This is a genomic window from Bacillus cereus group sp. Bce019, from assembly GCF_051781745.1.
Classification (GTDB): domain Bacteria; phylum Bacillota; class Bacilli; order Bacillales; family Bacillaceae_G; genus Bacillus_A; species Bacillus_A cereus.
The window spans coordinates 141,875-152,926 of sequence record NZ_JBPWJX010000012.1; the positions used below are offsets into that span (position 1 = coordinate 141,875).

An 11,052-nucleotide genomic window follows, 5' to 3' on the forward strand; every position below is an offset into this window, starting at 1 on the left:
ATACAAACTCTATATTTTTAACCATATCCCAAAATTCAAACCTTTTAACTTGGCTTCTAAAAAGGTTTTTATGAAAGTTATTAAGATGTTGTGACAGAAATAAAAAATTAGCGTAGATAGATTAATGACAAACTGGATTCCATTATCTCATCTTGTATATTTCATAGAAATGATGGAATTAATTCAATGTTAGAGTCTTTAGGATGAACATGGAGATATTTCAATATTGAATAGTTATAACGTAAATTTTAAAAAATGAAAATATAATACTTATTTTTATCAAAGTTTCTTTTAAGTACAGTATGATTAAATTTTATTTCAAAGTTTTTAGTTTCAAAAAATCCGATAAACTTACTATATTATTGACTTTCGTTCTCGGTTTGCTACCCCTAGACCATTGCAAACAAAGTATAAAAATAAGAACAATATCAATGAAATCCCCGCCATAATACATCAGCACGCCTCCCATTTCAGCTTGTTCAGTAACTACACCAGTAGGCGGATGAGCATATATGTATTTTGATAATATCCCATGACCAGCTGATGCAATTATTAAAATAATTGATCGGTACATATAGCTATACCTATGGGATATTAAATCAACATAAATCATTGATGTGGTAAACAGATATCCTGCAATAAAAACGTGGAAATGTATGAACAAATGAAGAAGTATACTTTCGTGCATCATCGAGTATAAGCTAGTCGTATAGAGAATCCATAGCCCTCCTAAATTAAGCAAGGTTGCGATGATTGGATGAGTAAGAAGTTGTAGAGGCCTACTCTTTAGTATCCTTGAAAGACGTCGTGCTGCTTTCACATTGAGCGTTCGTAAAAAAAGAGTCATTGGAGCGGCTAATGCTATAAAAATTGGAGCAAGCATCCCAAGGAGTAAATGCACAAGCATATGCACTGTGAAATCATTATGAGCACGATGAGCTAAGGGCCCAACAACTGCTATTGCCACACAAATAAGTCCTAAAATCCAGAAGACACTTCGATATAACGGCCATCGTTTGTAATGGCGATTTGATAAAATCGTGGCTACTATATAAATTATTAACATAATTAAAATGAATACGAATAGTAAAATATCCAGCGCATTCCATATTTCATGATGAAGATGGTTATTGTTCATTTAAGCTTTTACCTCTCAATAATCTTTCATCAGTTCTTGTCTGAAAAACTAGCAGAATGCCAATTAAGAGCATTACAGTCGCAATTATATTCCATATTACGTCGTAGATAAAAACATTATCTACGTATCGAATCTGATGTATTTTCATTAGTTTATGTTGAATTATACCGTCATATAATTGAAATCCACCACTACCAAGCATTAATCCGCTCCACCATCTTTTCAACCAAAATGCATTTCTACGGCGAAGATCAGCAACCATAAACAAGGAACCAATCGTTGCAAACCAACTAAAAGCATGAAAAAGACCATCTGAAATGAGTCCAATATCTGTTGTAGATTTATCATAGAAATGGTGCCAATGTAGCAGTTGATGAAAAATAGTTTCATCTATAAAAGCTACTAACCCTAGCCCAAACAAGATACCTGACCATAGATTACGGGTCAAATAAACAGAAGAGGTTAAATAGCTTGTATTATCGGTTTTGGTAACCATTAAATCCTATCCTTTCCACTAATGTATATTCTTATTTTTCCCAAAAGAAAAACGCGCTAAACATACTTAGTGCCAAAGGAAAATAACATTCAATTAGATGTATCATATAAATACTCATTCTCAAGCGTATTTAATATTTGATTAAAACTCACTAAAAAACTTGAAGTGGTTCACCATTCTAAAATAGCGCTAGTATAATTTCTTTAACATTTTAGAATCAATCTATATTTTTAGCTTTTAATCAATTTATTAACAATGGAAATTACCATTTAGTCTTAACTATTTAATTTTCTATAAATAAACTATAGTTTTTCTCTAATGATAATTTCCAAATCTTCATTTTAATATTGCATTTGTATCGCCTTTTGCACATTCTGCACATCATTTTTTAATAGCTGCTTTAAATCATAAGCTGGATAGTAACCACGTTCATACATAAAATTAAAAACCTGTGCGTGTAATTGTATAGCACTATTTATTTGACGGGTTAAAACTTCTCTAAGTCGTGGTGTTGCAGTTTCGGTAATAGCTATTGCATAGTTTCGAACAGATATCTTTGCTAGTCCAAGTAAATCTCCAGCGTAAAATCCAGTGTCATCACGATGCTGCGATTGAAATCCAGGAGCATAAGGATAAAATTGTACTAACTCTTGTAGATTGTTTTGGATGGCATTTATAGCTTTAATATATAACGATTGAAGTGCTTGATCAGGTACATTCCTAACTGATTTTTTTAATTTGATTAAACCGTTGGCTTGAAATGCTACTAATTCATGTAACTCCAATGTTTCATGCCAAGCTAGCTGATTAGGATAAGACATAGACGTTCCCCCTTAATATTCATTCATGCTACACTATGCAAAAAAATTCAAAAAGGGCCTATACTACATGAATTCATTTCAATCTAATTCATGATTGCTTATTATCCTTCTATGTTAATCACAATAAAGTATCCTTAATTCCTCTTCCCTACTTTTTTATATCCTTAATTTTGATTTTCAAAATGATTTCTTCGCCTTTACAATCTATAAATTTAATTTTTTCTTCTTTAAAAATCCCCATCATAATACATCCCTTCTTGTTTTGTTATAAACCATATTAGTTAGAAACTATAAATTTGAACATTGTACCTACATATTCCTTATATATTTTTTAAATGTTATAGCTACTTAAATTTATACATGATTAAAAATTAACTATTAAAGTAACTACATTGAAGGGGATTCTTCATTAAATGCTTTTATTTTTATAGATTGAAAAATAATTATTTTAGTCGTGTTAGTCACCCATTCCTAAATAATTAATAGGCTATATATTATGACTTAGGAGGGATAAAAAGATGACTATACTTTATGATAAAGACTCTTTACAAAAAAATATTATTACCCTTCCACATTGGCAACAAGAAGCTTTCCGTTCTTTTAAATTAAAAATGACAGATAAAAATAAACCTTTCCCTTGTATACCAGCTCAACACGGCTTTACAGCAAATCACCTCAGGTACGGGTTCATTGGTGATCCTAGAGATACGAATACTAGCGAGGGTTTTGCTGCATTACTTAAAGAATATACTGAATGTTCTAGAGACACAGGTCAATACGCCTCACTTATTGTTTTTATTCATACACCAATAGATTTACTGCGAGAAACTACAGTTGAAGATTTTGAACATATGTATTGGTCTCTACTTAATACAACTAGTTGTTTGGACGAGGTGGAATGGCCTACGCACATTCCAAATGACCCTATGGAGAATACTTGGGAATTTTGCTTTCATAATGAATCATATTTCGTTTACTGCGCTACACCCGCTCATGTCAATAGACAAAGTAGACATTTTTCATGTATGATGCTCGCTTTAACACCTAGATGGGTTTTACAGGGGGTTATGAATTCTGAGAAACGCAGTCGAAAACTAAAAGACGTAATACGCCAACGTCTAGCCGCTTATGACAAAGCTCCTATTCATCCCTCTCTTAAAGATTATGGTGAAAAAGATAATTATGAATGGCAGCAATATTTTTTACGTGATGATGAAACCGTCCCATCCAAGTGTCCATTTTCTCGAATCATAAAATACTTTCATAAAAATAAGTAATTCACTCCGTTTTTTATTATTTAGTTGTACAAACTTTAACCACTGAATAGATTTAATATAGATCAAATTTAGTGGGAGGAGCATATTATACGTGGGCATATTTTTAAGCTATGTTTTCTTAGGTTTATCATTATCTGCTCCAATGGGGCCTATTAATGCTGCACAGTTAGAAAAAGGTATTAGGAGTGGGTTTTTTCACGCTTGGATTCTTGGCATAGGAGCCTTACTTGCAGATGTTATCTACATGACACTTATTTATTTAGGTGTAATTCATTTCCTCGAAAAAGATATTATAAAACTTTTCTTATGGTCTTTCGGAGCTTTTGTTTTAATCTATACAGGCATTGAAAGTTTAAAAAATGCGAATCAAATTAGTATTAGTAATACTAGAAATGATGATTCAATTATTAAAAGCTTTTTTTCTGGTTTTTTTATGTCTTTATCGAATCCATTGACAATTCTATTTTGGCTTGGAATTTTCGGCTCTATATTAGCAAAAGCCGCTTCTTCCTATAATAAAGAGCAGCTTTTGTTATATAGCTTTGGTACTATTTTAGGTATTTTTATTTGGGATATTACGATGGCAAGTACTTCTAGTATATTTCGTAAAATTTTAAATACGCGTATATTGTCTCTTATAACAGTAATATCTGGAATATCACTTATTATTTATGGATTATATTTTGGTTTTCAAACTTACCAAATCATTTTTCAATAACTTCTATTATTTAGTTGTTATATACTACTCATATTGTGTAAAAATAGATTCTTCATATAGCTGTATTCCTTTTCCTTGAGACAAAATGAACAATTATAGTAACAATAATAACTATTCCTAAAAACAACAAGCTCACTAAGAAACCAAAACGCGTTGTTTTTTGCAATAATGTTCCACTAACAGCTAGTGCAATCATTATAAGACCAATAATACTTTTTATCTGCATCCACCCTTTTGGATTCATTAATCTCCAAAATGAAAGAAGAATGAGACTCCATGTATATAACAACATTAATCCAGCTGCAGTTGTTACATATTCATATATATTTTTGGGCAGTAATAAAGCACTAAGGATAGAGGCACCAAGTCCAATTATAATAAGAATTAGGGCTGGGAATGAGATGTTTTTTTTGTTTTTTTTAGCAAACATTGCAGGTGCATCACCTTCTTCAGCTAAGTTCATGAGTACACTTGTCACTGCAAATAATGAACCAACTAATGTTGAAAAACCCGCTAAAATTAATACTACATTTAAAATAAATGGCACATACGGCAAATTATAGTCTTGTAATGCTACTACAAAAGGGCTTTCTTTCGTATTAAACTGGTTTAATGGAACCATCATAATTGCCAACCCTAAAGAGACTACATAAATAATCGTTAAAATCATTAACATTACTCTTCCTGATTTTTGTGCATCTTTAGGGTCTTTCAGTCTTATTGTCATTAACCCCATAATTTCGATTCCTCCAAATGCATAAAATGCATAAATTAGAGAGGACCAAGTGCCTTTTAATCCATTTGGGAACCAGTCTTTAAAATTCCGCGGAATTTGTGCTTTATATAAACCACCCTTTATAAATCCTAAAATAACTAAAATAGCAATTACAATAAACCCCATAATAGCAGCGATTTTTATAATAGCCATCCATTTCTCTAAACGTTCGAATATCTTTACCCCTATAAAAATAATTAATATAGCCGCTACTCCATATATAGCAGCAAATATCCATAAGGGTATTTTAGGAAACCAGTAGCGTGAAAAGATTCCTAACGCACTTAACTGGCTGCCCATAATAAGCAGTTCAGAACACCAATATGTCCATCCATGACTAAAACCCGCCCAATTTCCAAAAGCTTTTTTTGAGTAAATGCGAAAAGATCCTTTTTGCGGATCTTCTACAGCCATTTTTGCCAATGCTTCAAATACAATATAAGTAGTAAATCCAGTTAAAATAAGAATAAGAATAATTGACGAACCGCCTATTTTAATTCCTATACTGGATCCTAAAAAGAAGCCGGTCCCTATTGTACAACCAATCCCAATAAGTGCGAGTTGCCACCATTTTAAATCTTTTTTTTCTTTCTTTTCGTTCTTAACATCATGACAGGTCATATTACTATTCTCCTTTATTCATTTTGAGAATGCCCCTCATGGTCACTTAAGTACTTCTCAGCAAGCTTTTCAACAACATCAACGACATCATGAGCCTTTATTTTATGGTTTGCTACTCTTTCACTTCCTACAGAAATCTCAACTGTAAATAACGCTTCATATTTCATTTTTCCTGCTCCTTTCGTATCAAATACAACCTCACATCTTTTATCCTTTTATTTCTCAAAAATTAATTATGTATTTAAAACCTCGTGAGTCTAAAAGTTAAACAAATAAATTCGAGTTATAGTTGTAAATCTAAAAAAATTCTAACGCTACTAAGCTTATTTACTAAAAAAATGTATGAGAAAGGAGAGACCGCATGCCTCTCCTCTATATCCATTTCGTATATAAAATTAACGAGTAACGCTACCGCCAAGTTGTTGCTCAGCTAATGATACAAGACGTTTTGTAATTTCACCACCAACAGATCCGTTTGCACGAGCTGTTGCATCTGCACCAAGTTGCACTCCAAATTCTTGAGCAATTTCATATTTCATTTGATCAAGAGCTTGTTCAGCGCCACGTACTAATAATTGGTTGCTGCTTCCACTGTTATTGTTTGACATGTTATTTCACCTCCTTCTTTCTTTAATATGTTAAATTACATGCTAAAATATATAGCTAATTAATTGGTAATTGTGACCACAAATTCAAAGGTATAATTGATGCTCTTTAAGCCCAGTATAATAATGTATAGGAGAACGAAATATAACATACGTGCCATGGGATATCCTAAATAGTCCTCCAACACAAAATAAAACGGGTTACGCTATATAAAAGCATAACCCGTTTTTAATGAAATATTTTATTCCATATACTTTTAAACAATGGAGGAAAATGATGAAACATTTTGTTGCTTTATTAATTAAATACACAGCGATAACTGCAGTATTACTAGTCATACTTAGTATCTTTAAAGGCATTTCAATTCCTAGAGTATTACTCATTTCTCTTTTCCTTACAGGAGCTGCCTATTTAATCGGAGACCTCTTCATTTTACCTAAATACGGAAATATGATTGCTACAATAGCAGATCTAGGCTTAAGCTTCTTTGGAATTTGGTTACTAACATCCTTGTTTACTGATTTAGATGCTACTCGTAACATTGGACTTTCTTCATTTATAGCCGCATTAATTATTGGTGGAATAGAAATTTTCTTCCACATTTATATGAAGAGGCTAGTACTGCGTAACGATAATGAATTAAGAAATCACAATCATATTCATCATGATAAATATGCTATGGAAATGTCAGATGAATATATAGATTCTTCCACCATAAATAAATCCAAGCTTGAGGATACATCTAAAAAATAAAAAAGTGGCCAACGCCACTTTTTTATTTTTGTTTATTAAGCTTGATCTGAATTTCTTACATGTAATGGAGGTGGAACTACCCACCCTTTTTTCTTACTTAAACGTAGCAAAGTTACACCTGCTTGTGCTTTTTTCATATGAAATTGTCCGAATAGCATCCCTACATCTTCTCGAAGACATTTTCCCATTACTTGACTACATGTCACAAGTCCAGCTGCTAACCCTGTAGAAACCGCTGCTGCAATTTCTGCATCATTAATACGTGCTCCAGGAGGAATGTCTTCAATAGATGCAACTGGTCGTTCTGGCGGAGCAGGCGGTAAAGCTATTCCATTAACCTTTAAAAGAGTTTTTAATTCTTCTATTTCCGAATTCATATCATTTTCAATTAAGCTTTCTAAAAACTTCTTTAAATCTTCGTCACCTGTGTGATTCATAAATACTTGATGGCTTGCGATTGCACCTTGTGCAGCAAGAAGATAACTCCAAATATCAAATACTTCTCCGTAATGTAACGGTTCATTTTGAGGATTTCCACTTAATATACCCATTTTTAAATTCCTCCCTTTCGAAAATATGATAATAAATATTGATTTTAATATTGAAATCAAATTTTTAAGTATGCTTTTTCCTGCAAAAGCTTTTCTACTATGCATGGAAAACACCTTTCCAACACTGCGTGTTTATTGTTTAGGAAAGTAGTTTACAAATTAAATACCCAAAGATTATGAAAGAAGATTATCAATAATCTTTGAGTGAGAATCCATTTACTATAAGGTTTTTTATTTTATACATATACAAAAGAAATTGATTTACATATTCGCTATATTTTATACGAATTCTCTTAGCGGTTAGCTCTACCACCAAGTTGTTGTTCAGCCATTGCTACTAAACGTTTTGTAATTTCACCACCAACAGATCCGTTTGAACGAGCTGTTGTATCTGCACCAAGTTGTACACCAAACTCTTGTGCAATTTCATATTTCATTTGATCAAGAGCTTGTTCAGCACCTCGAACTAACAATTCATTACGACTTCCACCATTATTGTTTGCCATCTTATTTCACCTCCGATGTTTTTAATATGCTTCAAATTATGAAATAATAATTATCCTTTTTATGGGAATTTATTCATGAATAAATATTGGGTTTCTTCTTAAAATAGAGCAAAAGACATAAGAAAGAAGAGTTGCTATAACATACTGTCATAACAACACTATGTATAGATTCCTCTTTACTAAAGATTTCTGTTTTGCCAAGAGGATACATATAAATTATGAAAAACGATTCCTAAGGAGATATGAGATGAAAGCTGTAACCTATCAAGGTCCAAACCAAGTACAAGTTAAACAGGTGGATGATGCAAAGTTAGAAAAAAAAGATGATATTATTGTAAAAATTACTTCAACCGCTATTTGCGGTTCTGATTTACATTTATATCAAGGCAACATGCCGTTACCTCCAGGGTACATTATTGGTCATGAGCCAATGGGAATTGTTGAAGAAGTTGGTCCAGATGTTACTAAAGTAAAAAAAGGAGACCGTGTTGTGATCCCCTTTAACGTTGCTTGTGGACATTGTTTCTATTGCCAACATGAAATGGAAAGTCAATGTGATAACTCGAACCCTCATTACGATTCTGGTGGATACTTTGGTTATACCGAGAAATTTGGTAATCATCCAGGTGGACAAGCTGAATATTTGAAAGTTCCTTTTGGAAATTTCACTCCATTTGTTATACCGGAATCATGCGAACTTGAAGATGAATCCCTACTCTTTTTATCAGATGTTTTACCAACAGCCTATTGGAGTGTAATAAACGCAGGCGTTAAGCCAGGTGATACTGTTATCGTCCTTGGTTGTGGACCTGTTGGATTAATGACACAAAAATTTGCTTGGATGCAAGGTGCTAAACGTGTAATTGCAGTGGATTACTTAGATTATCGGATGAATTATGCAAAAAAGATTAACAATGTTGAGGTATTTGAGTTTACAAAATTCCCAGATATGGGAGAACATTTAAAGGAAATTACACATGGTGGTGCCGATGTAGTCATTGATTGCGTGGGGATGGATGGAAAAAAATCGCCTTTAGAATTTCTGGAACAAAAATTAAAATTACAAGGCGGAACTCTCGGCCCTATTCAAATCGCTACGAAAGCCGTAAGAAAATATGGAACAGTTCAAATGACCGGCGTTTATGGTGGCAATTATAATGCATTTCCACTCGGGGCATTTTGGGTTAGAAATATTAACCTTAAAATGGGACAAGCACCTGTCATTCATTTTATGCCGGAACTATTTGAAAAAATAACAAATAAAGAATTTGATCCAAAAGAGATTATTACACACAAAATCCCCCTTGAAGAAGCGAGCTACGGTTATCAAATTTTTAATAATCGTGAAGATGACTGTATAAAAGTCATTCTGAAACCTTGAAGCTACAATTCATTATTCTTAGTGCAAAGATAAGATTACACTCCGTAATCTTATCTTTTTTATTAAATTCTAAGTATCTATTCCCCCATTTTCATCTCACATCGAAAATAGTTATTGCAAAAAGATTTTGCATTTTGATGCAACACTTTATTGGTAAAAAAATGAATTCAAGTATTAAGTAACCAATTAACGGAAACGATAACAATGTTAACTAACTTAAAAAGAGGTGTACTTCATGTTTTATTATAAAGAGGAAATAATTAATATGATTAAGCCAGATAAACCAGATCCAGCTGCTGCAAAAGTTTTACAAGAAATATTAGGTGGGCATTATGGTGAAATGCGTACAATGATGCAATACTTTTTCCAAAGCTCAAATTTTAGAGGTAAAGAGAAACAATATCGTGATTTACTTCGAGGTGTTTTTTTAGAGGAAATAAGCCATGTAGAACTTGTACAACATACAATTAATCAACTATTAACTGGATCTGGTGAACCTACGCCTGGAAATGCTGGTATTGACACAGCACCACTTGACGAAGCGGTTAAACATGCAAATCCTCATCACTTTATTGTAGGTGCTCAAAGTTCATTACCTGTTGATGCAGCTGGTAACCCATGGAATGGATCTTGGGTATATAGTCATGGAAACTTAATTAGCGATTTACTAGATAATGTCGTACTTGAATCTACAGGTGTACTTCAAAAAACTAGAATTTATGAAATGAGTTCTAATCAAACCTTTAGAGAAACACTTGCATTTTTAATTGTACGTGATAATGCACATCAAAATGCTTTTGCAAAAGCTTTAGAGACACTTGGGGTTGAATGGGGCAAACTCTTCCCTGTGCCGAACTATGATATTAATAAATACCCAGAGTGTAGAAAGTATGTAGACATGGGATTCCATAACGCACAATTTAATTTCAGCTTAGATTCAACAAGAATGGGAGAAATATTCCAAGGTGAATCACCAAGTAGAAACAAAGGAACATTAACAGTAACGGAACCGCCAAAAGGTTTTCCTGTACCAGAACTTCCTGAGATGCCAAATGAGCATAGTCCTGGATTAAAAGATATGGATCTTTAAGATAATTATGGCCAACTATTTATTCATGGTTGGTCATAGTTATTTATAAAGATTCATGTAAACTTGTTGTTAACATGATAGGATGTTTTAATAAATCCTCTTTATTTAAAAGTGATGTTGATTATATTGCTGCTCCTCTTAATTTTGTTTCTATGAACTATTAAACGCCACTGTTACTTACTTATAATCTCCCTACCTCTATTCACGTATAAAATCCCTATATTGTAAACTAAGAGGAGGGACTTGTCCCCCCTCTTCTTTTAATTTTTCTTTAAAAGAGTTGCTCCTGCAATCCCTGGGTGTGTCATTTCGAATGGAT

Annotated in this window: 13 protein-coding genes; 5 read left to right on the forward strand and 8 right to left on the reverse strand. The window is 32.8% G+C overall.

From position 1 onward, the window contains the following. Positions 1-313: 313 nt before the first annotated feature. The 3 genes from ACS2QP_RS17420 to cotF all read right to left on the reverse strand — a co-directional run bounded on the left by ACS2QP_RS17420 (position 314) and on the right by cotF (position 2,455). Positions 314-1,138: a cytochrome c oxidase assembly protein gene (locus tag ACS2QP_RS17420; RefSeq protein ID WP_438882687.1), complete on the reverse strand. Its 825-nt coding sequence runs from the start codon at positions 1,136-1,138 to the stop codon at positions 314-316. Then, complete coding sequence (locus ACS2QP_RS17425) at positions 1,128-1,634, reverse strand: DUF2243 domain-containing protein (RefSeq protein ID WP_153581813.1); 507 nt, start codon at positions 1,632-1,634, stop codon at positions 1,128-1,130. The genes ACS2QP_RS17420 and ACS2QP_RS17425 overlap by 11 nt, the downstream gene beginning before the upstream one ends. 341 nt (positions 1,635-1,975) lie before the next feature. After that, positions 1,976-2,455, reverse strand: coding sequence for a spore coat protein CotF (cotF, locus tag ACS2QP_RS17430; protein WP_153581814.1), 480 nt, complete (start codon positions 2,453-2,455; stop codon positions 1,976-1,978). A 518-nt stretch (positions 2,456-2,973) separates the two neighbouring features. Between cotF and ACS2QP_RS17435 the strand changes: the two genes are divergently transcribed. Both ACS2QP_RS17435 and ACS2QP_RS17440 read left to right on the forward strand, forming a co-directional pair. Next, positions 2,974-3,732 carry a YqcI/YcgG family protein gene (locus ACS2QP_RS17435; RefSeq protein ID WP_326263840.1) on the forward strand — a complete coding sequence of 253 codons (759 nt, stop codon included), beginning with the start codon at positions 2,974-2,976 and terminating at the stop codon, positions 3,730-3,732. Between the two features lie 91 nt (positions 3,733-3,823). Beyond that, positions 3,824-4,450 (forward strand): LysE family transporter, encoded by a 627-nt coding sequence (locus tag ACS2QP_RS17440; RefSeq protein ID WP_000510855.1) that lies wholly within the window; start codon positions 3,824-3,826, stop codon positions 4,448-4,450. 52 nt (positions 4,451-4,502) lie between these two features. Here ACS2QP_RS17440 and ACS2QP_RS17445 read toward each other — a convergent pair whose 3' ends face one another. The 3 genes from ACS2QP_RS17445 to ACS2QP_RS17455 form a co-directional block, all read right to left on the reverse strand. Then, entirely contained in the window at positions 4,503-5,846 is a 1,344-nt protein-coding gene (locus ACS2QP_RS17445; protein ID WP_332284306.1) for an amino acid permease, read from the reverse strand. 14 nt (positions 5,847-5,860) lie between these two features. After that, complete coding sequence (locus ACS2QP_RS17450) at positions 5,861-6,013, reverse strand: hypothetical protein (RefSeq protein ID WP_000872953.1); 153 nt, start codon at positions 6,011-6,013, stop codon at positions 5,861-5,863. A 228-nt stretch (positions 6,014-6,241) separates the two neighbouring features. Then, a complete protein-coding gene (locus tag ACS2QP_RS17455) occupies positions 6,242-6,454 on the reverse strand; it encodes an alpha/beta-type small acid-soluble spore protein (RefSeq protein ID WP_061403061.1) in 213 nt (70 codons plus the stop codon). Positions 6,455-6,728: 274 nt separating this feature from the next. On the opposite strand from ACS2QP_RS17455, the gene ACS2QP_RS17460 reads away from it, so the two are divergent. Then, entirely contained in the window at positions 6,729-7,205 is a 477-nt protein-coding gene (locus ACS2QP_RS17460) for a YndM family protein (protein WP_153581817.1), read from the forward strand. A gap of 35 nt (positions 7,206-7,240) precedes the next feature. On the opposite strand, the gene ACS2QP_RS17465 is transcribed toward ACS2QP_RS17460, so the two are convergent. Continuing rightward, a complete protein-coding gene (locus ACS2QP_RS17465; protein ID WP_000512129.1) occupies positions 7,241-7,756 on the reverse strand; it encodes a DUF3231 family protein in 516 nt (171 codons plus the stop codon). Between the two features lie 293 nt (positions 7,757-8,049). Further along, entirely contained in the window at positions 8,050-8,262 is a 213-nt protein-coding gene (gene sasP / locus ACS2QP_RS17470) for a small acid-soluble spore protein, SasP family (RefSeq protein WP_153581818.1), read from the reverse strand. 247 nt (positions 8,263-8,509) lie between these two features. Between sasP and ACS2QP_RS17475 the strand changes: the two genes are divergently transcribed. Then, entirely contained in the window at positions 8,510-9,643 is a 1,134-nt protein-coding gene (locus ACS2QP_RS17475) for a zinc-dependent alcohol dehydrogenase (protein WP_000649068.1), read from the forward strand. A 235-nt stretch (positions 9,644-9,878) separates the two neighbouring features. Next, on the forward strand, positions 9,879-10,733 hold the full coding sequence (locus ACS2QP_RS17480) for a manganese catalase family protein (RefSeq protein ID WP_438882688.1): 855 nt from the start codon (positions 9,879-9,881) through the stop codon (positions 10,731-10,733). Positions 10,734-11,052 lie beyond the last annotated feature (319 nt).

Excerpts from the sequence above, each read along its gene's own strand:
- ACS2QP_RS17420 (WP_438882687.1), bottom strand. The coding sequence starts at position 1,138 with ATGAACAATAACCATCTTCATCATGAAATATGGAATGCGCTGGATATT.
- ACS2QP_RS17425 (WP_153581813.1), bottom strand. The coding sequence starts at position 1,634 with ATGGTTACCAAAACCGATAATACAAGCTATTTAACCTCTTCTGTTTAT.
- cotF (WP_153581814.1), bottom strand. The coding sequence starts at position 2,455 with ATGTCTTATCCTAATCAGCTAGCTTGGCATGAAACATTGGAGTTACAT.
- ACS2QP_RS17435 (WP_326263840.1), top strand. The coding sequence starts at position 2,974 with ATGACTATACTTTATGATAAAGACTCTTTACAAAAAAATATTATTACC.
- ACS2QP_RS17445 (WP_332284306.1), bottom strand. The coding sequence starts at position 5,846 with ATGACCTGTCATGATGTTAAGAACGAAAAGAAAGAAAAAAAAGATTTA.
- ACS2QP_RS17450 (WP_000872953.1), bottom strand. The coding sequence starts at position 6,013 with ATGAAATATGAAGCGTTATTTACAGTTGAGATTTCTGTAGGAAGTGAA.
- ACS2QP_RS17455 (WP_061403061.1), bottom strand. The coding sequence starts at position 6,454 with ATGTCAAACAATAACAGTGGAAGCAGCAACCAATTATTAGTACGTGGC.
- ACS2QP_RS17460 (WP_153581817.1), top strand. The coding sequence starts at position 6,729 with ATGAAACATTTTGTTGCTTTATTAATTAAATACACAGCGATAACTGCA.
- ACS2QP_RS17465 (WP_000512129.1), bottom strand. The coding sequence starts at position 7,756 with ATGGGTATATTAAGTGGAAATCCTCAAAATGAACCGTTACATTACGGA.
- sasP (WP_153581818.1), bottom strand. The coding sequence starts at position 8,262 with ATGGCAAACAATAATGGTGGAAGTCGTAATGAATTGTTAGTTCGAGGT.
- ACS2QP_RS17475 (WP_000649068.1), top strand. The coding sequence starts at position 8,510 with ATGAAAGCTGTAACCTATCAAGGTCCAAACCAAGTACAAGTTAAACAG.
- ACS2QP_RS17480 (WP_438882688.1), top strand. The coding sequence starts at position 9,879 with ATGTTTTATTATAAAGAGGAAATAATTAATATGATTAAGCCAGATAAA.